The sequence below is a fragment of the Microcystis sp. BLCC-F210 genome (assembly GCF_042134685.1).
Lineage (GTDB): Bacteria > Cyanobacteriota > Cyanobacteriia > Cyanobacteriales > Microcystaceae > Microcystis > Microcystis aeruginosa_D.
The window spans coordinates 2343232-2366867 of sequence record NZ_CP169647.1; the positions used below are offsets into that span (position 1 = coordinate 2343232).

Here is a 23636-nt window from a genome sequence, read left to right on the forward strand (position 1 = left end):
GCCTACAAGTATTTTGGATAGGTATAGCCATTGAGGAACCGACCAAAATATGAAAATAAAGACAAGATTACGGGAATGGGGCAAATTTTTCTTAAAAAGCGGTGCTAGTATCGCCCTGGCACTATTTTTAATCTTAAGTCTGTTTACGGTTAAGGGGACTGCTCCTGCTTTAGCTGTGCTTGCTCAGGGTGACGCGGTAACGGATCCCACTGCTATTTTACGCAATGCCTTACCCATAGATAATAAACCAATTCGTCAAGTGCAACAATCGATCGAAGATATTGCCAAACATCTGCGGGCCAAGCGTTGGAGTCCGATTAAAAAAGATGTCAAGGATGCCAATTATGCCCTTTCTACCAAAAGCAAGGCTATCTTAGATAGTGTTCCCGAAGCAAGTAAAAGCCAAGGGGAGGAATTAATCGAAAAACTGAAAACGGGAGTGGCATCCCTGGATACGGCCGTAGAAGCGAAGGATAAAGAGGCAGTTTGGTCAACCAGACGGGAATTGCTCAATAATATCACCGCTTTAGAAGAATTAATGGTGGTGGGTTTTCCCTTTAACGTTCCCCCAGAATACGCTAACTTGCCGCAATTGCGAGGACGTGCCACCGTAGAGATGCAGACCACCAAGGGAGATTTAACTATCGTTGTGGATGGTTACAGCGCTCCGATTAATGGGGGTAACTTTGTGGATTTAGTCCAACGGGGTTTTTATGACGGTTTACCCTTCATTCGCAGCGAAGATAATTTCGTTGTCCAAACTGGAGATCCTGTCGGTGCAGAAGAGGGATTTATTGACCCGAAAACTAAGCAATATCGCTCTATTCCCTTAGAAATTTTGATTAAAGGGGAAGAAGAACCAGTTTATGGCAATACTCTCGAAGAATTAGGGATTTACTTACCTAGTCTCGCTTTGCCTTTTAACGCTTTCGGTGCCTTGGCCCTAGCGCGTCCGGATACTAATCCTAACGGAGGTTCCTCGCAATTCTTTTTCTTTAAATTCGATAATGAATTAACTCCTCCGGGGTTTAATCTTATGGATGGTCGTTATTCGGTTTTTGGCTATTTAGTCGAGGGAAAAGAGGTGTTAGAAGAACTTACCGATAAGGATAAGGTTATCACCGCTAAAGTGGTTTATGGCTTAAATAATCTCGTGCAACCTAGCTAAGGTGGGGGTTTTTAACTAGGTTTTGTCAGGGCAAAAGATTAGTCAAGATAGGGGAAGTAGCTCAAATTGTGGGTACTTCCCCCCATACCCCCGAAAAGTGGCAATTGTCGGGGTCAATATTTCCCGCTAGTGAAAGCAAGGCAGTTAGTAGATGTTACTCTGTTAACGACCTTTTCAACTTAGAGGAGGTAAATCGTCCACTATTTGCTTATGTCGAAGTCAGCAGTCACGATCAAAAATTGGTTAATAACATCAAAGTTCTCACCCCTGTTTTTGCCGATAATTTAGCCGAGCTTATTCGGGGATGCCTAGAGGATTTATTAATAAAAGTTTTTTATCAAAAGGGAGAGTTCAAGTTAATATGATCGATAGTCATTCTTCAGAAAATGAGCAGGAAAATGTTCAAAGGTTTCAAGAAAAATATCTCTATACTATTGGTCAAAGAACTGATAAATTAGAAAATCAAAAGAATAATAAATTAACTGAATGTCAGCGAGAAAACTTACAACTAATTCAATCTTTGTCCGAGCAAAGCAAACCTATTATTGTGATTGATGGCGTTATTTTTCAAATTAACCAAGGAGGAATAGCGAGAGTTTGGTATTCAATTCTACAAAAATGGAGTAACTCAGAATTTAGTCAACATATTATTATTTTAGATAGAAATCAAACCGCACCGAGGTTAAAAAACTTAAAATATTGGTTATTAGAAGCCTACGATTATAATCATAGTGGAGAGGATACTAGAAAAATTCAAGCAATCTGTGATCGGCTGCAAGCAAGTTTATTTATTTCCACCTATTATACAACGCCTTTATTCACTCCCGCAGTTCTGATGGTTCATGATATGATACCTGAAGTCCTGCAAGCAGATTTAACTCAACCAGAATGGCAAGAAAAACACTATAGTATTCTCTATGCGTCTCGTTATATTACCATATCAGCTAATACTGCCAAGGATTTAGTTAAGTTTTATCCCCACATTACCCAGGATAAAATTGATGTTGTTTATAATGGAGTCAGCCGAGAATTTTCTCGAAGTATAGCTAAAGAAATTGATAGTTTTAAGCAAAAATATCAGATTTTAAAACCATATTTTCTCATCGTTGGTTCCCGCATTAGTCTCAAGGGTTATAAAAATGTCAAATTATTCTTTGAAGCTTGGAATAATTTACCTGAAAATAATAATTTAGCTGTGGTTTGTGTCGGTGGTGATTTAGAGTTAGAGCTAGAATTATCGAAATTAGCTCCAAATATTACCACCTATGTCTTAAAATTAGATGATCAGGATTTAAAAACCGCTTATTCGGGTGCAATTGCCTTAGTTTATCCTTCCCTTTATGAAGGATTTGGACTGCCAATTATTGAAGCAATGGCCTGTGGTTGTCCCGTGATTACTTGCTTTAATTCAGCAATTCCAGAAGTAGGAGGTGATGCAGTTTTATACATTAACGGCACCAGTACTGATGAGATGATACAAGCTATCAAAAAAATACAAATTCCTGAAATTCGTCAGCAACTAATAGACAAAGGATTAGAGAGATATCAACAATTTTCTTGGCAGCAAAATTCCGAAAAAATTTATCAAATTATCCTAAAAACTATTACCGAAGTTCAAGAAAATCCTTCTGGTCAGGTTTGGTTAGAATTGAGAAAATTAGAAGAGGAAAGACAAAATCAATCTCTGGAACACTTAATTACATCTATCTCTCTTCAAGAAATGGAATATTCTCTGGAAAAATTCAAGAATCAGAATAAACAATTATCAGAAAATATTGAAAGTCTGCAAGATAAAATTAAGAGTTTATCTACAGCAAATTCAGCTATTAAAAGACTGCTTAAAATTGTAATCAAAAAATCTAAACTTGCTTACTTTATAAAAAAGAGCTATTAGTTTAGCAAGCTTAATTGGGAATAACTAAAATATCAATATATTCCCCAGTGTTTAAATTTTCTTGATAAAATGTATCAAGAAAATCTAAACTTATTTCAATAAATGTTCCCTCGTGCAATCTCCATACTCTAGAGGCAAAAGTTTCGATAAAGCTTAAATAACTTTTCTTTCCAGCTAGTCGGTTAATTCCGTAGGGCCAAAATTCTACATATAAAGGAACAGATATTTCTTGAAAAAATTCTTGTCCTCCTTGAAATATTAGTCCTTCACTACCCTGACAATCTATCCAAACAAAACCAATTTTTCGAGGATTTAAGATTCCTCGATTCTTTAACTCATCTAGAGTAATAAACTCGGCTAATTCCCGACTATAGTTGTCTTCATTAAATAAATTATCTGTGACATTGACTGGTTGAATACGGAAGTCGCCACAATTATCAGGGTTACAAACTAATTCTCCTGTACCAGTAAAATTAGCTAATCCGTAGTTCAATGCTTGTAATCGCTCAGTTAACTGGTTAATCTGAGTATTAAAAGTCAGAAATTGATAATTTAAACCCGAAGCTTCGATAGAGACAGCGGATTGGAAGTAATTACCTTTTAAAGCATAAATGGATGTGGAGCCAATATTAGCACCCAAATCAAGAAAACAAGACTCATCGGGGTGGAATAGACTATGATTTTTCAGAAAGGTCATACAGACTAAAAAATCATTCAGCTGAAAAGCTTTTCCCTGTAAAGCTCCTTGAAGTTGGACTTTATCAAAAGTGGGATAGAGTAAATAACCGTCAATTTCATCACTTTTGATCATAATTCCATACAGGGATTCTGGTGGCTTTTTCAGACTAAAATTATTGGCCTGTTTATACTCTGCTGATTCTCCGAAAATATGTAACATTTCTGGCAAAGTATGGGAGTTATTCAGCCAATATTCTAACTCTGAGTTATCGGGATCTCTTTTTAGTAGATACTTGTATAAATTAGTAATAAATTTCCGTTGCTGCTCATTATTATTTTGATTATTTTGGCTATTTTGCTGATGCTGCTGAAATTCAGAAGACTGTAAAAAAGACTGGATAACTTCCTGAAAAGACCGTCCTAATTTGATCTGTTCCAGATAATATCTTTTACCTTCTATATCCGCAGCTCTCTGTAAAAAAGTTTCATAACAAAATTCGATAAAAGTTTCTGGTTGAATAAACATAATTAGTCATCAATTTTTATGAGTGAAAGATTTTTGGTGATTGAGTTAATAATCACTAGAAAGAAAATTTATCTGAGAAATAGCCAAGCTTAAGTTTCTATCATCATCGCTTAGTCCTAAATTTTTAGGTGATGTGGAACCCTCTATTTTTAGTTCAATAGTTATTAGAGATGAGTTTTCATTAAGTAGATTTTTAGAGCAGTAAATAAACTTACGAAGATTATTTTGTAAACGATTATATTCAAAGTTCCAAATATCCACTAATTTTTTATTTACCCATACCTCCACCTTAAGTGTAGGGTTTTCTGACGAGAGAAAAACTGTCACTATTTGCCATTCTATAAGTAGGGGAACGGTACAGTCAAGCTCGATAGTAAAAAAAGCATAATCACCTTTTAACCAAGTAAAATTTTCTTCGGGTAAATAAAACCCTTGTCGGAATAATTGAGGATGAAGGAAATTAGCTAAATAACCAGCAAAACTTACCCGCTTATTTAACTGGGCAACTATTTGATAAATTCCCTCTATTATATCGGCAAATCTGCCTGTTAGTAAAATTTCTTGCGAACTTAAATATTTTCTTTGCAAAGGATCGGGAGAATGACCTTTTGCCAAATTTCTATAGGGTAAGCAGCCATAATAATTAGGAGGCACATAAATTAACTCTGGAATATTTGTATTTAAAAAAATGAGATTTTTTTCGCTTAAAACATCATTTCTAACCATAAATAAATTAATCCCTTGACTATCGGCATAAATAAGGGAATAACCTTTCTTATCTGCTAAATTTTTCCAAGCTAAAATACTAGCTCCAAAATAATTTGTTCCATCCCAACAACGCTGAGTAGAGTAGGGGGAAACCTTATCTTCTTTGGGTGAGTGAGAAGAATTGTATTCCACTACCACCACTCGCGGTTGATAGATTTTTTCTAAACTAAACCAGAGATAAAAATCATTACCGTCCACATCAATAGAAAGCAAATCGAACTCGTGGGGAACCTGATACTTGATAAAAACTTGATTGATATTTTCGGCAGTAATTAACTCTTGATAGAGATGAAGTTCTGGGTTACTATAATCCCTATCCAACTGGATACCATGACAGTTATAAATTTCTCGCAGATAACGCGTATTACACTCTCTGCCATCTTCTACCCCAATTTCTACATAAAAGCGATTGGTAAAACCCATGAGAGCGAAAATCTGCTCAATCACACCATCTTCTCCATTTTGGGAGAAAACTTTTTTCTCGAAAGATTGTAAATTGATGACTGTCATGGTTAAAAATATCAAGTTTCTAGAAACATCAAGATAGTATTTACTCAATACCTAGTTTTTGCAATGTTAGTAAACGTCCTTGACTAAACTCCTCGTACACTGTTTTCAGATGAGTAATATTCTCCTCCTCTGTTTCCAAAGGTTTCCCATCTTTAACCACTTTTTTGCCTTGACTTGCCAAAATTTGCCAGACAAATTGTACTGCATCTTGGTTATAGGATTTAGCCAAAAGGAATAATTGTTCTAAACGATTGACCACTACTCCAGTACCAATCAAAGGAGAAGCTAAAAAGCTTAATTCCTCATCATAGATCGCTTTTGCTTTCACTGCATTATTAAAAGCATCAGTAGATGGTTTCCTTTGCAGGCAAGTTTGCTCATCCACAGCAGGATGAATATAGCCAATACCAGTTAAAATCATCAGAGCTTGGTAAAGACCATTCAAGTTAATATTTGAAGTTTTGGGGTGATTTTGTAGTTGCAGTAAAGTTTGGGGAGATTCCGCTAAAACCTGACAAATTGGTTGATAAACTGCCTCCTGTAACTTAACTTCTCCCACGGGAAACTGCTGCTCAAGCTTGATATTTGCGGGATTAACAATCATGGCGAACCGGCTTTCTTGTAGTTGTTTAACCTGTTCTTGGGTGGTTAAACCTAAAGAGCCTCGAATAAAAATATCACGACGGAATTGGGTATTAACAAAGAAATCTCGCACCACTTCCCGATAGATTGGGTCGCTGATTTTTGATAATTTCTCTTGGGCTGCTGGGGAGAGATTGACCGCCTCAATATGGTCATTAATATGAGCAGAACCCACGTATTTAAGTTTAGCATCCTCTAATTCTTTCGCTACTTCATCAAAGTAAAAAGAATTCCATTCCTGATTGAAATACTCGTGAGCTAAATAATAACGATTTTGTTCCTTCAGGCGCTCGTAACGACTTTTTAAAATTGGATTTTGCACAAAATAACTAGCATTAGCTTCTAATAATTCCCCTGTAAAACTAAGTGCTTGTTCAATGCGGGTTAAAATTGGCTCGGAACTGTGTTGACCATGACGTAACATTAAAGCTTGCATCGGCATCGCTGCTGACCAACCCGGCAGGGCATTATAGGAGATATAAACTAATCCCCCTACCTTGAGATTGCGGCGTATAAAATCAACTATTGCTTGGCGATTTCTGGCACTAATCCAGCTATAAATTCCGTGCAGACTAATGAAGTCAAATTGAGGTAAATCTCTCCCTAAAAATTCCTCAAAACTATCATCAAAGAAAAGAATATTCTTCATTCCCGCCTTGGTCGCTAAATCTCTGGCGGTGGCGATATGACTCGGATTGAAATCATTGGCATAAAATTGGGCGTGGGGATAGGTAGCCGCTAGAATATTCGTGGTTAAACCCTGACCGCAGGCCAATTCGCAATAGGTAAATTCTTGGCTAGAATCGGGGGGGTGAATCGATTTAATCAGAGTGGCTAAACCTAATTTTAGGGGACTTAACTCGCCGTAAAAGCCGCTAGTGTAGTTAACTTCCGATACATATCCTTCTGTCCAACTCATAGATTTTCCTCAAATATAATGACAATTCCTAAAATTAAGACTTGATTATACAGGAAAAGAGCCAGATGAGTTGCCCGCACCTTTAAATTTCTTGTTGAGGTGAGGCAAGGGGCAAGAAAGAGGTGGTTGGATATGTATAACCGAACTTTCCCCACACATATGTACTACAAGAGCCGAAAACCCTTATCCATCAATCGATGCGCCCTTTAACTTTTCTTAATGTACCCATGTAGCTTGTGGTGTTTCTAAATAGACGATAATAGCTCTTCGGTTTGTGTTATGCAATGGACGGGGTATATAAGGGATAGAACTTTTGTTTAGAAAGGCATTTGGCGATTTTTGTCAATTGTTTTTGATCTAGAGCGAACTAATCAATTAAATCTCTTGTCAGATAAAGATTTAGTCGATTTATGCCCCCATGTCAAATCATACCAAGTAACAAACAACCACGATAATTCTCTCTATTTCCTAAAATGATAGCCATGTATATAGAAAAAGTTTCTAACCGTAATTCCTCCCCCCACCGTTCTTCGAGAGTCCTACCGATAAGGAGATCAAGTCAAAAAAAGAACCCTTGCCAATCTCTCAAAATCACCCGATGATATTATCGACAATCTAAAACTGGCTCTTAAAGGGGCAACACTGCTACAAAAAGCTGAGCTTGATCATGACTTTTCTGATAAATATCTTTTTCTGGCTCCTGTCTGGCTTACTTAAATATCAGTTGTAAAATAGGGCTTTTGACCTGTTAAAACCCGATGTTAGTGCCAGAAAATCGGATTGGGATTCTCAAAAACCTTGCATTATCCTCCTTATAGTATATAAATTAGTACAACAAAGAGGGCAACAAAGCCTGAAACCACTGGCTACTAACCCCACCAACAAACTGTTTCAGCAACCCCTAAATAATACCTTTCGACAAAGGATTTCTCGGCTGGAGAGGGAGAGAGTCTATCTTTCTCTAAAAAAATGGAGAATCGCGTTGGGGAACCCTTTGGTATTTTATCCATGACTACAATGCATAGCAAAGCAAAGGATTAAGCCGCCATCACTACTACCGAATTACCACCGAAAATTGAAAATCGCTTACATTGGGTCAAGGATGTGATTTAAAACGAGGATCGTAGTCCCCAGAAAGAAAAAGGGACTTTCCCCCATCAACATTTCCTTGTTAAAGACATGGGTTTTAACCTTGTAGAGGTTAGAGGGTTATGATTCTTTAACAAAGGGAATTGACCACAATAGGCATAACACCCCTGATTATTATCTTTGTGTTGCTAAAATTTCGTTTCTCGCCGTATTTCTCCTTTTTTCTTGAGAATGAAACAGCCCTACCCAGAAGGAGGAGAATCTAAACCCAAACTTTCGGTAAGAATTGTAGCGATCGAAATTCTTGGGTCATTTGCTGGCTTAAAATAGCTAATGGTTCATCTCGGGACAAGGTTGTGAAATTGCGATCGTTTTTCTCTATTTTAGGTGCGACGGTAATCATTCTCCTAGGAGTCGCTACAGCCAGTTTTGCTTGGATTCTCGCCGATAGTCCTCTGTCTTTGCTCAAAGGTGGGGTACTGCGGGAACCGGCGGCGGCGATTTTTGTGCCGAAACAAGCCCCGGTTATGCTATCCTTGCTGGTCAACCCCGAACGTTTGGAGTCTTTTGGTCAATTAATCGCTACACCGGCTAATCGACGACGTTCCCACCAAGAAATTAAGGATTTAGAAAAAAGTCTGCTTGGTAAAACGGGATTGAATTATCAAAAGGAAATCAAACCCTGGTTAGGGGAGGAAATTACCCTCGCTGTTACTTCCCTAGATTTCGATCGCGATACCGATAATGGTATCCAACCGGGTTATCTTTTGGCAATTCAAAGTAAAGATGGTGAACGCACTAAGGAATTTCTGCAAGCTTCCTACTCAAAACAGGCTGTTTCGGGCAAATTTGACCTTGTTTTTGAACCCTACAAGGGAGTTAACCTGATTTATCAACGTCCCTTGACTGCGGGAGATAATAATCGTTTTCTCGCTAGTGCCGTGGTGGGTGATACGGTGCTTTTTGCCAATAATATCAAGGTTTTGCGCGAGGCACTTAATAACGTGCAAGTACCGGATTTAAACCTAAAAAATAGCCCCGATTACCGAGAAGCCCTCAAAAATATCACCGAACCGCGTATAGCTATAGTTTACGGCAATTTACCCCCGTTATCAGCTTGGATTGCTAATCAACCCGTCCCGGAGAGTCCCGAAGCAAAACAACGATTAGCCACGGCTTTTACCCTCAAATCCGGGGGAATAGTCGCTCAAACCGCCTTAATTGGGGTTTTAGGACAGGATGACCAAGCACCAATTTTATCTAGTCCCGTGGGAGCATTATCTTTTATCGGCGAAAATAGCCTTTTAGTCGCCGCTAGTCGCGATTTAAATCGTTTTTGGACTCAGGTAGAGGAGGGGTTAGAAGCAGATAGTCCCCTACAGGAATTAATAACACAGGTCTTAAACCGCTTCCAGTCGCCTTTAGGTTTAAATTTGCCTGAAGACGTTTTTAGCTGGGTTAGAGGCGAATATGGCCTCGCTCTCGTGCCTAGTTCAAAGGGGATGGAACCCGATAGTGTTTTTGTCGGGGAACGGGTGATGGGAGTAGAGGTGGACAGTGCGATCGAGCATTTGGATGAGTTGGCCCGCAGTCGCGGCTATAATGTGGTTAATCTGCCTTTACTCGATCGAACGGTGACAGCTTGGACAAAGTTAACCACGGCAGTCCCGGGGGGAAAAGCGCAACTAGAGACGATCGTGACGGGAGTGCATACTAGGGTCGATAATTATGAAATTATCGCTAGTTCTGTGGAAGCGATGGGTTTAGCTTTATCTGCACAGAAAAACCCCATTTTAGGTAGTGGTAAGTTTCGACAGGCAATTACTGCTCTACCCGCAGAAAATGATGGTTATTTTTACGTCGATTGGCGACAATTGCAACCAGTAATCGAGGCAAAATTCCCAATCGTGCGGGTGTTAGAATTGTCGATTAAGCCTTTATTTAATAATCTGCGTTCTCTTACTATTAGCAGCCAAGGCAGTGAAAATTCTGTGCGTCGGGGAACGATTTTCTTTAACCTAGGGGTGAAATCTTAATCAGTTATCAGTTATCAGTTAGAATTTTGTAGGTTGAGTTGGGCGATTTAATACTTAGGGGAAACCTGATCGATTCAATGGTTTGAGCGAAACCCAACATTATTGACGACATTGGTGTGGTTGGGTTTCACTCAAGCGTCACTAATAACCTTTCAGGGGGCGGTTATCAAGTAGCCATTAGTATTGATTCTGTGGAAGGACTCTCCTGGGGTAGTATAAATGTAGAGGGAAAAACATTACCTCTCGAGATGCGAAAAAATATGTATATAGCGTTTCTGATTCACAAGAGGTACATTCCCGATCCTGAACAGCTTAATCAGCAAAGGTTTAAGTGTGCCGCACAGATGCGAGAACCGCTATAATTAACTTGATCAGATTATTTATAGCGTTTCTGATTCACAAGAGGTACATTCACGATTGTGAACAGCTTAATCAGCAAAGGTTTAAGTGTGCCGCACAGATGCGAGAACCGCTATATAAAGTCTGTTTAACAGCTAAAGCTAATAAAGTTAATTTTGAAGCCGATGACCAAAGAGCTACTTATAGAAATCAATCGAGAAGGAAACATCGAACTTCCTCCTGAAGTTCAAACCCGCCTCAACCCAGGAGATAAATACATGATTTCCCTGACGGAAGACTCCATCATTCTCAAAAAAGTTCATCAAGATAAAGTCAATCTAGAGCAATTCTTTGAGCGACTAGAAGCAATGGAAACAGACCCCAATCAACCGACTCTAGCTAAGATTAGCCAGATGATTAAAGAAGCTCGCCAAATTAGACGCGCCAACTCATGAAAGTTGTTCTAGATGTCAATGTTTGGATTTCAGGATTGTTGTGGGGAGGAGTTCCGGGTAAAATCCTTAAATTAGCTAAAAATCAAAGAATTACAATCTTTGCCTCCCAAAAGATCTTAGCTGATATAGAAGATACATTAGAACGACCCAAACTCCAATCTCGAAAACAATATTGTGGATATACAACAGCATACCTGATTACTATCGTTCAAGAACTTATACAACCTTGTGTTGACAGACTACTAGAAGTTCCTCAACTTAGAGATCCAGATGATGCTGTTATTTTAGCAAGCGCTATAGTTATTCAAGCAGAAGTTATTATTACCAGCAATTCTCATTTTGAAATAAATAGAGCATTAACCCCGATTTTGGCAAGGAAAATATAGTACGAAGCAACTATTTTCTAGAAGAGGCGAACAATAAAAAAAACAATTGGCTAGACAAATTAAGTATAAATACCCAAGCAATCAAAGAGGTTGGCTGAGAACGAACAGGGTTAAATCAGGAAGATAGTTCTGTTTTTAGAATAGGGAATTCAAGGGAAATAAAAATTTATAATTATTGTCAGCTAAGGTAAAATGGGTGAGATAGAAATCCACCAGCACGTCAAATTATTCCAAGATGGCTCAAAAAGCGGCAACCCTAGAAATTTCGGAATTAATGCAATTTTTCCATCAAGAATTAGATGATTTACCCGATGAGAGGAAACCTGGAAATAATAGAAAATATGAGATAAAAGATGCCGTGATGGCTGCATTTTCAGTCTTTTTTACTCAGTCGCCGTCTTTTTTAGACCATCAACGTTTAATGAAAAGCAATAAGGGAAAAGATAATGCTGAAAGTTTATTTTCAATTAAAAAAATTCCTGGGGATAATCAAATAAGAAATTTGCTAGATCCAGTGCCAGCATCCAATATCTCTAGGACTTTTCAAAAAGTCTATGAATGGTTAAAAGAAAAGGGAGTTTTGAAAAAGTTTCTCTACTTAGATGGAGAAATATTAGTGGCGTTAGATGGCACAGAATATTTCTCATCCAAGAAAATTAATTGCCCTCATTGTAACTGTCGTAATCATCGAAATGGAACTACAACTTATTTTCATGGCTGTGTCACACCGATAGTATTTTCTCCTAAGCAAAAACAAGTAATTAATTTAGAGCCAGAATTCATTAAAAAACAAGATGGACATCAAAAACAAGACTGTGAAAATGCGGCCGTTAAAAGATGGTTAAATAGGAATCATAAAAATAAGTATGGTTATCCTGTAACTCTTTTAGGAGACGACTTATATTCTCACGAACCTGTTTGTGAATTAGCGATAAAACAAGGTTATAATTTTATTTTTGTTTGTTTGGAAACGTCGCATAAAACTTTATATGAATGGCTAGAATTTTTAGAAAAAAGTGGCGAAGTTAGGACCGTTGAAAAGAAACAATGGGATGGACGAAAAAATCTAATTTATCGTTATCGTTATGCTTCTAGAGTTCCCTTAAGAGAGGGGGACTCAAGTCTCGAAGTTAATTGGTGTGAAGTGACTGTTATCAATGAAAAAACCCAGAAAACTATCTACCAAAATAATTGGATAACTAATCATAAAATCACGGAAAATAATGTCGAAGAAATTGTCAAAGCTGGACGTAGCAGATGGAAAGTTGAAAATGAAGGCAATAACGTTCTTAAAAATCACGGTTATAATTTAGAGCATAACTTTGGTCACGGTCAGAATCATTTGTGCGAGTTCTTATTGTCTTTGAATTTACTAGCTTTTTTATTTCATACCGTGTTGGATTTAGTTAATTACACCTATCAAAAGATTCGTGAGCTATTAGTAACTAGGACTTCTTTCTTTAATGATATTCGTACCCTATTAAAATTTATTTGGTTTAAGAATTGGTCGGAATTTTTCTCATTTATTCTAACCGAATATGTCCCATTTAAAAAAGTAAATTCTAGTTAAAAATGTCAGAACTCTTGAAGGAGAAAAAGAAAATTGTTCATAAAAAAAACTAAAAATTTTGTTAGAATTTCATCCAGATTTATGAGTTGAAATCGATTTTTTGTGGACAAAGTTCTTAAAACCTGTCTATCTCCAGCTTTGGATGATAATTATCTGTCAAAAAATCATGCTTCTACACAAGTTCTCTATTTAAATAAGAGAATTTTATCTGATTTTTTTCAAAATGAGAATTGCTGGATAGAAATACAAGAGAAATTATTGGTTGCTATTTGGGAGATAGGAGTCGTCAATCAGCCAAAAAACTTTGGGCTAGTTTACCAGGCGTTTACCGACAATGTGCAGTTGCTTACACAGACTTTTGGGAGTCCTATAAGACAGTAATTCCCAGTAAACGTCATCGACCAGTTGGGAAAGAAACTGGTCAAACTAATCATATTGAAAGATTAAATAATACCTTTCGACAAAGGATTTCTCGGCTGGTGAGAGAGAGGGGAGCATCTCACTTACGCGATGAGTAATTATACTTAGCCTAAAAGCCACTCTTAATCGTGTCTTGGAACGAAATAGAGGCTTTTAAAGACCGCGTATATGGAGAATTAAAACAAGAATTACCCTCGAAAAGCCTATTTTTCTACTAAGTATTTATGCTTATTGCAAAGGTGAGATGCTCCCAGAGAGAAGAGAGAGTCTATCTTTCTCTAAAAAAATGGAGAATCACGTTGGGGCTGTTTGGTATTTTATCCATGACTACAATGCACAGCTGGCAAAGGATTAAGCCGCCATCACTACTACCGAATCACCACCGTGCGATTATGCGTCTGTTGGAAGATGTTCTGGCTGAGGAAATTCTCTCCGGACGGGTTTCTGATGGAGATACGGCCATGGTCGATATCGATGAGGAAGGTAAGGTGAAAGTTATTTCCGGTGAAAGACGCGAGTTAATCGCTCCCGTGATTGAATAAGTTCTCACTGGAATTAGTTAAATAAAAGGTGGGCTTTTTGCTCACCTTTTATTGTAAAAATAGGGGGAAAAAGTGCGATGAAAGTCTGGGTTGTGGGTTGTGTTTTGTTATTTTTGTTGGTGGAATTGTATCAATGGGCTAAGGGGTTTATTTTGCCTTTACCTCTCTATATTTTTGCTGGAGCTTTATTATCGATCGCTTCTAATTATTCTCAGGATATGAGCAATTTATTTGCTAGAAATGAACAGGTGTATCAAACTGCCATTTTAACTGATATTCCTGACATTTTGACGGCAGAAACCGCAATTACCAGCCTAGAAGCGGCAGCATCGGAGGATGGTAAAAAACTATCCAATTAGGCGGTTTTGTAGAATTGCCATGTCATAACTAGGGTAAAAATCACTAAAACTAGCCAAGGAACTAAAATTAAATTGCGTTTACCAGTAAAGAAAAAGGGAAAGAAAGTGACTCTTTGAATTAATGGTTTAGCTTCAGGAGAATTTGATTTCTCCATACACCACGAGGAGGTGAGTAAACAAGTAATGTTACGAAAACGACTACCTAGTCGAAATTGTTGATGGGTTTTGGGAGTAGCAAAGAAAATTTTACCTACTTCTGTAGTAGAGGATAAACTAACGGAGGCTATTTGAATAATAAAAGCAATAATAAGAAGCGTAATAATTAACGAACGTCTCCAATGAAAATTGGATAACAAATACTGAATTAAGAGAGCGATTAGGGGAATCAATAATAGATGAATAGAAGTGACTTGGTAGCGCGCTCCCCATGCAGAGTCTCCATGCCAAAAATCAAGACGGCTAGTAGCTAAGGTAAAGAGAATAAGATTCAACAAAGCTGTCAATATATAGCCACGAAGATAGGGAGATAATGTTTTCCATACATAAACTGTCAACATTAAACAAGGTAGAAGCAGTGGATCATATATGAAAATGCTTTTAGCTGGAGAAAATAATACTCCCAATATTCCGACCGAAGGGTGATTAATCATTGGATAATTATCTGGCAGTTTTGGTAAACCCTCCAAAAAAGGATCGGTATTCATAGTATCAATATCTATTGCTCTCAACGTCCAAAATTGTCCAAATCTTTTGAAGTTAAAGTATTGGTTGATTAACATAATAGGAATAGCACCTAATATCGAAATAGCAAGAGACTGTAATATAGTCAGCCAACTTTTGGCTCTTCTCGACTTTGTGTGATAATTTTTGCTTATAGAATCGTGAAATATTTACCTAGAAAGACTTTTAGGACTATTTTGCTGAAGAAACTATCAGTATAGACCCCGTTTCCACACAGAAACCAGAAGAACCAACTTTTTCTTTTGTATAGTAAAATACCAAACAAGAATAATAGAGTAGTTGCTATATGAATAATACTGGTGGTTCTAACTAAAAAAGCACAGCCCAAAGCAACTCCACTTAAATAAATATTGATAATCTTGTTATTTTTTAGATAATTAAAGATAGCAATATAAGCCAAAATAACAAATAATAAAACTTGATTATTTTGTTGATTATTTTGAGCATAATTTAAAACCGTGGTAGTGAGCAACCAAGTTATGCTAGAAATTGTAGCTATTTTTTCGCTAAATTCTAGCTTAATTAACAAATAGTAAGCTGAAATCACCACTGCTATGTTAATGGGGACAAAAATTAACCAGTTAACAACAAATCTTCGGCTCAACTCTTCGGGAATTCTGGGAATAAGTTGATGTATCGTAGTTCCTAGCCAATCCCCCGGTAACATTAATAAAGATTGACCTACTTCATAGGCATGATAACGTTTACCATCTCTACTTAGATTTCCAATGGTATTGTCCAGACGACTGAGAGGCTTATAGTTAGTATCTAGTTGAATTTCAGGCTCTCCCGTCCAGATAGAATGGGTTATACTCAAGCGAGCCAAAGTATCTCCACGGATGAAACCAGTGTTAATCACCGCCAGCCATAAAAATGTTATTAAACTAATTTTTATGATATTCCTTTTTGATGAGTTGTTCATTTTTTATCTACTCCTGTAAAACCATATTGAGGCAGTTTATGTCCTGATAATGTATTTAATCCTTCTCCATACTAACCTAAGTTCGGGATCAGCCGAAACCCTAATTTTACCCTAGCCAGTCAGCCCTATTCTTTCCTGGAAGTCATGGCAAAATCTCCTTAACCCGAACTGAAGTTATCTACTCCCCGCACAACTACCGAACCGGGTTTTTCGCATCGAGAATACATCGAGCATCTAAGAGGATAATATTTTTTGATTCGACAACTGAACAACTCTTGCTTAACTCGGATAAAACGAGGGGGGTTCCCGCTTGCAGTCTTTCTACCGCCTCAGAAGTTACCGATCCAAAGGATTGAAGGCCAACTTTATCGATTGGGTAGTCCGGGGAAAAAGCGGAGCGATCGAGTAACCAGAAACGAATGTTATTTTTCTGGATAAAGTTCTGCACGGTAGCCAGATCGGGACTATATTGGGCCTCGATCAAGTCCGTATATCTTTGGCGAAGCTTTTCATAGTATAACAAGTTATAGCGTTTCTGATTCACAAGAGGTACATTCCCGATCCTGAACAGCTTAATCAGCAAAGGTTTAAGTGTGCCGCACAGATGCGAGAACCGCTATATACGGTTCTAGGGAGTCTCGGTGGACAAAAACGGGACGCAGGGCAAAGGAGGGAATATTATCACCCTCTAGGGAGAGAGAAGCCACGAGACTATCTTTCGGCTGTTTAGCTAAAAACTGATAAAGCTCCGGTTCTTTTCCGGTAATATAGCTAACTTTTGGGAAAAAATAGTATTTTTTCAGAGAGAGCGGATACAGTAGTGCGGATACCGCAATAACGATGAGCATTATATAGGTTAAAAAAACTCTCGATAAGCAAAACTCTCTTGCGGGAAGTGTATTTTTTCTATCTCTTCCGACAAAATAAACTAATCCTAATATTTGGATGACCATCAGTCCAGTCAGTAAGAGCGAGCGAGTTCGATTGAAATGAAGAATCGGCAGGTAGGAATAAATCATTGCTACTTGAAGTAGGAGAAAGATAATGATGGTTATTCCACTTGCTATAGTCTTTTTACCCCCCCATTCTAACAGTTTATCGATCAGCATCGATAAAGCGATTCCCCCCGCGATAGCGAAAACTATCCTTAGGCTATGTTCCGTGTATCTTTGCGGTAAATATAGCTTGAAGAGGACAGCGTGAGAGATTAGATAAAAGGCGATCGAGGAAAGCAAAATTTGTGGCAGGATAAACAGGGCGCTCGTGATTCGTTCTGCGAGAGAAAAATGGGAGCGATAATAGAGTATAATCGGCAAGGCTAGTCCGAGTAGAATTTGAGGTGGTAAGAGGAAAAATTTTCTCTTGAAGGGGTTAAAAATACACCAGTCCCTGGGAAAAATACCGCTATAATCATTACAAGTCCAAAAAGTAAGCGGCTCCCGATGAAAAAATCCGATTTTACCATCTTGTCCGAACTCGGGCAAATTGCGAGCTTCCGCCAGAGAAACCATTGCTCCATAGTCACTACTTTTGAAAAGATATGTCAGTAAGATTAAAAATACAACCAGCAAGCTGACTAGACAAAAAACAATCTCTCTTCGGTCTGTAGTCAAACGCAATCTTTGGTTATTCCAGGAGAAGAGACGGAGAACTAAGACTCCAGAAGCAACTAGAACCGAAGGAGGATAAAAGAAAGCCAGTAAAATTAAAGAGAGCAAACAAGGAATCGTGGAAGAGCGAAGTAAGTAATAGATAAAGGCCAGAAAAAGAGGGTATAAAAAGCCTCTTGGGGTACCGGAACCTAAATCATCTTTTAACCACAGATTTTGATTGAGAAATAGTGTAGATATAAATCCAGCCAAAGGTACGGGCAGAATTTGTAGGGAGACTCGATAGCAATAAATGGTAGATATTAAACCTAGGGCGATCGGTACGAGCTTATTAAAAAGTATGGCGTTTATCCCCACCATTGACATCAATTTATAAAGACTTGCTAAGGCCGAAGGAGTCGCCCATTGATAATAGTTCATCAGGAAATCATCAGGAAAAAGCTCTGAATCGGAGAAGCGCATCATCCAAACGATACTACGGCGTGCGTCATCCTGAATGCTGTACTCGCTACCGAAAGCGATTTGTAAGAATAGGATACTGTACAAAATAGAGAATACGATGCTGAGACTGAACCAGAAGGTTCTGGAAAGCATCAATTCTCTTAGAGGAGTGAGAGCTAAAAAATAGGAGTTCTTTGTCTGCATAATTACCTTTACGTTTTATACAAGTATTTTACATTTAATGCGGATACCCTAAGAACTAGGATGATTGTCGATTTCTTGCTATTTTTGATTTGCCATTAGGATATAGCCCCAAGAATCTTTTGGAATGCCTAAAACTTCACTATTTCTAATCAGAAAAAATTTCGCAGCAATTATAAATAGTAAACTCAAGAGAAAGTATTGTTTCTTGCCATCTATAAGCTTTAAAACCATATTAACTGTTACTTTATTAGATAAAAGATTGAGGACTAGAGTGATTGTTATTGATGCTTGACATTTGCTTAGTTGATAGGTTGATCAGGAAAAATGGTAATGAATTATCTGGGAATTTTGATTGCAAAAAAATTCAATAAAGACCACTATTTTCGATTAAAAGTCCATTTTTTATGGGCAATAAAATTATAAATAGTCATTAGTATAGTAAGGATTATGTAAGCGGACAAGTACCATACTTTGAATAAATCAACCAAGAAATACATAGCGATAGCGACCGCAAAAGAACTAGAAAGCATGATCCCATGATACTTGATTAATTCTCCCAAAATACTTCCAATTTTTATTCGTCCTGTAAATGTATATTTTCGATTCAGATAGAATCCCAATGTATTTACATAGAACATTTGCACGAAAATCGAGAGAACGTAATGCAATTTTAGGTAATTGGTCAGAAGGTATAGAATTAGTATATTTTGGAATGCACAAAAGACACCCACAAGGCAAAACCTAAAAAATGAGCTTCTGAATAAACGATTAACTGCGATAAATTTCATGTCAAACCTAATCGTTACTAAATTATATTAGCTTTTAGTCTAGCAATTATGCGTTCTTGGATGCGCGAATATCGTAAGTATTTGTAAACTCCTAAAAAACCAAGCGAAAAACTCGATAGGAGTAACTTAATTAACTCTAATCGAGAACGTTCACCGTGCGCCATCCTCGCTAAAATAGTATTCACTTGTATTGAGAATTCAGCAAGTGATCGAATTCTTTTTTTTCTGTAGGTTGACACCTCCCATCTATCTAGATAGTCGTGAGCAACCACATTCAATTGATTATAAAACTCTCCAGTTTTGGAGCTTCTGACAACGGTTTGAGAGCTTGAATGAATGCGGAATGCACTCAATGGATAAGGATAATAAATGATTTTTTCATCTCGTTCATGAAAAGCGATTTTTAACCAGAGATCCCAGTCGGCTGTATACCAAAGTTTTTCGTTCATTCCCCCCACCTGTAAAGCAATTTCTCTTTTAAAAATTGGAGCAGGAATGGAGATAAAATTTTGAATCAACAGCCTCTCGATTAAAATATCTCTGTTAACATATTTTGGAAAAGCTGGTAAAGGACAAGTCCATAAACCTAACTTTTTCCCTCGGTCATCGATAAAGATTGAAGGGTGTAAAAGTAAGTCGGTATCTGGATAATCATTAAGGATTTCCTTGATTATTTTTAAACGATTGTTCAACCATAAGTCATCTTGATGTAATAAACATACATAGTCTCCCGAGGCATTCTGTAAAGCGAAGTTAGTGTTAGCAACCCAATTGCCTATCCTTTTACGCTCGAAAAGCTTGATAGGAATTTTATCCTCGTAATTTTTGATAATAGATAAAGTTCGATCAGTAGAGCCATCATCAATGATAATATACTCGACGTTTCTCTCATTTTGTTCAAGGATTGAATCGAGAGTATCCTTTAGATACTTATCTCCATTATAAGTGGGAATTAATACGGACAACCACAGATGATCATTCATAAAGACTTTTTGAAATAACACTATTATGAAGAAATTTTAATTAGAAAAACAATATTGTTTTTCCAAGGACGAACGGTAGACTCAAGGAGAATCGATTGTTTACCAAAGAGTTTATATATCATATCTCGAAATTGTTTGGTAGTTTTATACTTGACCTTATCACCAGTAATATACCGCTCAAATAGATAGCATAAATAATGGATCGGTGAATTATTTTTACACCAATCCTTGAGAATAATATATCCGTTAGGTTTTACGGATTTACCAGCGTAAGTTAAGAATTCTTCATGCATTGACCAAGGAACATGGTGCATAACATCACTAATGACGACTAAATCGACACTTTGGGGGGTTTCTGCAACGAATTCTTGAATTGATTTTTGTTCAAACCGAACATGATCGAGATTTCCTTGAAACATCCGTCCTACTCTAGGAGTAATATCGATTCCTATAATATGTGAACTAGGATAGGCACTCGCTAAAAGTTCAGTTAAAGCACCTTCCCCACAGCCTAACTCTAGAATTATCTCAGGATTAACCCATTTATGGATTTGATGAGTTAAATCAGCTAGATCAATAAAAATGTTTCGATAAATATCAGAAATTGGTTTTTCCCAAGGACCTAACAAGTTCCGAACAAATGTTCCTATCGGCATAAAAATTAGTTAACCCCCTATAAGTTTATCTTCGGCTGTTTTCATCTTTGTTTTAGTCCCAAAACACTTAAAAAGAAACTGGAAAAAATCACCCGTACTGCCAAGGCTAAAGCGGGTACGAAAGGAATGACAATTCCCATGGCTACGGCTGGACATAAGGCTCCATAAAGTCGAGCATTCCAAGTGTATAAAGCATACACTGAACCGCCTATATCTAGTAAAAATAAAATTACGCCAATGAGCAATGGAGAAGTTAGCAATTTTTCTAATTTTACTCTTGGTTTGACTAGAAGTATTCCATGCTTCTAGATGCTCATCTATAACAGATTCTAACTGTTGTCGAAAATCTTGGATATAAGAGCTACGAGTAACGGTTTGGGAATGAGAATGAATGCGAAAGACCGATAAGGGCTTGGGATAGTATATTATCTGTCCATCTTGAGCTAATTTTAGCCAAAAATCCCAATCAGCCGTGTACCATAGTTTTTCATCCAAACCACCTACTTTTAAAGCCATCTCTCTCTTAAAGATTGGTGCGGGAATAGAGATAAAATTCTGCACTAACAATTTACTAATCATCTGCTCCGAACTAATCATTATTGGATAAGAAGGTAGAGGACATCGCCATAGTCCTAATTTTTGCCCTTGTATATTGACAAATATAGAAGGATTAAGAATTAAATTGGCCTGGGGAAATTGAATGGTTAGCTTTTTTAAAATCATCAATCTCCGGGTTATCCACATATCATCTTGATGTAAAAAACAGACATAATCGGCTCGGGCCATATCGAGTAGATAATTAGTATTAGCTACCCAGTTTTTTTGCGGTTCCCTTTGAACAATTTTTAGGGGAATTTTGGTTTGAAAATACTGGAGTATTGCCAAGGTTTCATCTGTTGAACCATCATCAATAGCCAGACACTCTATATCAAAATCATCTTGAATAGCAATAGAGTTTAGGGCTTTTACTAAATATTTTTCCCCATTGTAAGTGGGAATTAAAACTGACAGCCAAGGTTTACTCATATTCTTTGCTCTGGTAATTTTATTTCTCTTTTTGACTTAAAGAGACAAATTCATTATACTTAAATAATTTGCCCACTATCCGTGGAAAAGGGAAAGAGTATTGTTTAATAATTTTGGAATCAAGTTCTCTAGCAATTGCTTTCAATTTAGCAAAATTCATAAATTCTACATGGGTTGCATCACTCTTGAAACCAGCTTCTTGAGGAGTTATTATAACTAATTTGCCGTGATTTTTTAACAGATAAACATAGTCATTAAGTAAATTAATTACCTCTAAATAACTCATGTGTTCCGCAACGTGAGCTAATAAGATAGAGTCAAACTTTTCGGGTTCATCAAATGATGACCGTTGAAACTCCTCTGGTGTAAAAGCCATGAAGCCCCTAGCTCGGCAGACTTCAACTGAGTGAAAATTGTGGTCAATACCAATTCCATTTCCTTTCAGATTCATCAGATTACGGCCTATTCCACAACCAATATCGAGAGTAAAACCTAAATTTAGCCTCTGAAGATTCCAACGGTAAGGAGCTTGAACATCCAATATTTCTTTCCATTTTGCCGTCTGTTTATTCAGCAATCGTTCCGAGTAGGACTGATTTTTGGTATCCTGATTGAAAGGGTTAATTTTCCTATTCATAAGTTTTCTGATCGGGTAGACAAGTGAGCCACAACTAGGCATAATTTTGGGTAGGTTAATTATTTTCTCTTGAGTCCCAAAACACTTAAAAAGAAACTGGAAAAAACCACCTGTACTCCCAACCCTAGAGCGGTTACGGAAGGAATGACAATCCGCATGGTCACGGCTGGATCTAAGGCTCCATAAAGTCGAGCATTCCAAGTATATAAAGCATACAGTGAACCGCCCATACCTAGTACCAATAAAATTACGCCAATGATCAAACCCACCTCCAGATTAATATAACGCAAAAATCGTCTTAACTTGCGGTCTTCCGGTAATAAACCCTCGCTGATAGCAAAAGCTTTTGTGAAGACGGCAAAACTGACAATTTGAAAGCCAATAATCAAAGCTGTGGCTGAATAGAGAAGGGTGTGAACTCTGGGTTGGGTCATAAACCAAATCGTCGCCACAAACCCCAGAAACATTAAAGCCAGTCCGGGGTAGAGAAACAACCAGCGAGGACTATACATTAAGAGGAAGCGGAGATGTCGCCAGCCATCGCGCCAAGTTTTTAGGTGGGGAGGACGACTACGACCGTCAGGGGATAAAGTGGTTGGTACTTCGGTAATTTTCAGACCGTAGAGGGATGCTTTCACCACCATCTCGCTGGCGAATTCCATGCCAGTGGTGCGTAGGTTCAATTGTTCGATCGCCTGTTTACTAAACCCGCGCAATCCACAGTGAAAATCACCAGAGGGACTACCAAAAAATAACCGTCCTAACCAAGTCAAGACAGGATTGCCCAGATGCTTATGCAATACTGGCATCGCCCCGGGTTTAATTCCCCCCTGAAAACGATTGCCCATCACCAAATCATAACCCTGTCGCAATTTTTCTAGGAAAGGCGAGAGATTGGTAAAGTCATAGCTATCATCGGCATCCCCCATAATAATGTATTGACCTTTGGCGGCGGCGATACCCCCCCGCAGGGCGCTACCATAACCCCTTTCTGGGATGGGAACCACCCGCGCCCCTGAATTAGTGGCAATTTCTTGGGAACCATCGCTACTGCCATTATCGGCGATTAGCACCTCTCCCGCAATTTTGTGTCGTTCCAGATAATCTCGCGCTTTGCCGATACAGATGGCCAGGGTTTCCGCCTCGTTGAGACAGGGCATGATGATCGATAATTCTAGAGTAGGTATCTGCTCCTTAGAGGCAGCATCTGCCCTGACCTGATTTTCCAGCATAATAATCGCGGTGGATTCGTTTTGCCCAAAAGTATAACAGGATTATTGACATTTGTGACAACAGATTTTTGATTGCTCAATAGTGCTGCCTTAAT

20 protein-coding genes and 2 pseudogenes are annotated in these 23636 nt (G+C 37.9%); 9 read left to right on the top strand and 13 right to left on the bottom strand.

What is annotated here, in order from left to right; genetic code table 11:
• Positions 1-49: 49 nt before the first annotated feature.
• Together ACE3JL_RS11255 and ACE3JL_RS11260 are read left to right on the top strand one after the other, a co-directional pair.
• On the top strand, positions 50-1168 hold the full coding sequence (locus ACE3JL_RS11255; protein ID WP_271988690.1) for a peptidylprolyl isomerase: 1119 nt from the start codon (positions 50-52) through the stop codon (positions 1166-1168).
• 304 nt (positions 1169-1472) lie between these two features.
• On the top strand, positions 1473-3062 hold the full coding sequence (locus ACE3JL_RS11260) for a glycosyltransferase (protein WP_375329495.1): 1590 nt from the start codon (positions 1473-1475) through the stop codon (positions 3060-3062).
• A 10-nt stretch (positions 3063-3072) separates the two neighbouring features.
• Here ACE3JL_RS11260 and ACE3JL_RS11265 read toward each other — a convergent pair whose 3' ends face one another.
• From ACE3JL_RS11265 to ACE3JL_RS11275, 3 genes are read right to left on the bottom strand one after another with little or no spacing between them, the layout of a single operon-like run.
• Positions 3073-4266, bottom strand: coding sequence for an FkbM family methyltransferase (locus tag ACE3JL_RS11265; RefSeq protein ID WP_271988686.1), 1194 nt, complete (start codon positions 4264-4266; stop codon positions 3073-3075).
• 45 nt (positions 4267-4311) lie between these two features.
• Positions 4312-5544, bottom strand: coding sequence for a hypothetical protein (locus ACE3JL_RS11270; protein ID WP_271988685.1), 1233 nt, complete (start codon positions 5542-5544; stop codon positions 4312-4314).
• A gap of 40 nt (positions 5545-5584) precedes the next feature.
• Positions 5585-7105, bottom strand: a complete 1521-nt coding sequence (locus ACE3JL_RS11275; RefSeq protein ID WP_375329496.1) for a methyltransferase regulatory domain-containing protein — start codon at positions 7103-7105, stop codon at positions 5585-5587.
• Positions 7106-8550: 1445 nt separating this feature from the next.
• Between ACE3JL_RS11275 and ACE3JL_RS11280 the strand changes: the two genes are divergently transcribed.
• From ACE3JL_RS11280 to ACE3JL_RS11310, 7 genes and pseudogenes are all read left to right on the top strand, one after another.
• Positions 8551-10230 carry a DUF3352 domain-containing protein gene (locus ACE3JL_RS11280; RefSeq protein ID WP_375329497.1) on the top strand — a complete coding sequence of 560 codons (1680 nt, stop codon included), beginning with the start codon at positions 8551-8553 and terminating at the stop codon, positions 10228-10230.
• Between the two features lie 524 nt (positions 10231-10754).
• On the top strand, positions 10755-11024 hold the full coding sequence (locus tag ACE3JL_RS11285) for a hypothetical protein (RefSeq protein WP_375329498.1): 270 nt from the start codon (positions 10755-10757) through the stop codon (positions 11022-11024).
• The gene (locus ACE3JL_RS11290) at positions 11021-11410 is read left to right on the top strand and encodes a putative toxin-antitoxin system toxin component, PIN family (protein ID WP_375329499.1); all 390 of its coding nucleotides are present in this window, start codon (positions 11021-11023) and stop codon (positions 11408-11410) included. The genes ACE3JL_RS11285 and ACE3JL_RS11290 overlap by 4 nt, the downstream gene beginning before the upstream one ends.
• A 235-nt stretch (positions 11411-11645) precedes the next feature.
• Positions 11646-12894: pseudogene (locus ACE3JL_RS11295) on the top strand (ISNCY family transposase).
• A 319-nt stretch (positions 12895-13213) separates the two neighbouring features.
• Positions 13214-13468: pseudogene (locus tag ACE3JL_RS11300) on the top strand (IS1 family transposase); the annotation flags it as partial.
• A gap of 255 nt (positions 13469-13723) precedes the next feature.
• Positions 13724-13942 carry a hypothetical protein gene (locus ACE3JL_RS11305; protein WP_375329667.1) on the top strand — a complete coding sequence of 73 codons (219 nt, stop codon included), beginning with the start codon at positions 13724-13726 and terminating at the stop codon, positions 13940-13942.
• A gap of 77 nt (positions 13943-14019) precedes the next feature.
• Positions 14020-14301 carry a hypothetical protein gene (locus tag ACE3JL_RS11310; protein ID WP_375329500.1) on the top strand — a complete coding sequence of 94 codons (282 nt, stop codon included), beginning with the start codon at positions 14020-14022 and terminating at the stop codon, positions 14299-14301.
• Here the strand turns inward: ACE3JL_RS11310 and ACE3JL_RS11315 are convergent.
• From ACE3JL_RS11315 to ACE3JL_RS11360, 10 genes are all read right to left on the bottom strand, one after another.
• On the bottom strand, positions 14298-15005 hold the full coding sequence (locus ACE3JL_RS11315) for a hypothetical protein (protein ID WP_375329501.1): 708 nt from the start codon (positions 15003-15005) through the stop codon (positions 14298-14300). The two genes, ACE3JL_RS11310 and ACE3JL_RS11315, sit on opposite strands and share 4 nt — an antisense overlap.
• A 167-nt stretch (positions 15006-15172) precedes the next feature.
• Complete coding sequence (locus ACE3JL_RS11320; protein ID WP_375329502.1) at positions 15173-15964, bottom strand: glycosyltransferase family 39 protein; 792 nt, start codon at positions 15962-15964, stop codon at positions 15173-15175.
• Positions 15965-16157: 193 nt separating this feature from the next.
• Positions 16158-16508, bottom strand: a complete 351-nt coding sequence (locus ACE3JL_RS11325) for a hypothetical protein (protein ID WP_375329503.1) — start codon at positions 16506-16508, stop codon at positions 16158-16160.
• Between the two features lie 43 nt (positions 16509-16551).
• Positions 16552-18219, bottom strand: coding sequence for a hypothetical protein (locus ACE3JL_RS11330; protein ID WP_375329504.1), 1668 nt, complete (start codon positions 18217-18219; stop codon positions 16552-16554).
• Between the two features lie 377 nt (positions 18220-18596).
• On the bottom strand, positions 18597-19007 hold the full coding sequence (locus ACE3JL_RS11335) for a GtrA family protein (protein WP_375329505.1): 411 nt from the start codon (positions 19005-19007) through the stop codon (positions 18597-18599).
• A gap of 17 nt (positions 19008-19024) precedes the next feature.
• Positions 19025-19990 (bottom strand): glycosyltransferase, encoded by a 966-nt coding sequence (locus ACE3JL_RS11340; protein ID WP_012268129.1) that lies wholly within the window; start codon positions 19988-19990, stop codon positions 19025-19027.
• A 23-nt stretch (positions 19991-20013) separates the two neighbouring features.
• Complete coding sequence (locus ACE3JL_RS11345; RefSeq protein ID WP_004158847.1) at positions 20014-20646, bottom strand: trans-aconitate 2-methyltransferase; 633 nt, start codon at positions 20644-20646, stop codon at positions 20014-20016.
• 9 nt (positions 20647-20655) lie between these two features.
• Complete coding sequence (locus ACE3JL_RS11350) at positions 20656-21672, bottom strand: glycosyltransferase (protein ID WP_375329506.1); 1017 nt, start codon at positions 21670-21672, stop codon at positions 20656-20658.
• Between the two features lie 19 nt (positions 21673-21691).
• Complete coding sequence (locus tag ACE3JL_RS11355) at positions 21692-22309, bottom strand: bifunctional 2-polyprenyl-6-hydroxyphenol methylase/3-demethylubiquinol 3-O-methyltransferase UbiG (RefSeq protein ID WP_147073714.1); 618 nt, start codon at positions 22307-22309, stop codon at positions 21692-21694.
• Positions 22310-22368: 59 nt separating this feature from the next.
• Complete coding sequence (locus ACE3JL_RS11360) at positions 22369-23541, bottom strand: glycosyltransferase family 2 protein (protein ID WP_375329507.1); 1173 nt, start codon at positions 23539-23541, stop codon at positions 22369-22371.
• Positions 23542-23636 lie beyond the last annotated feature (95 nt).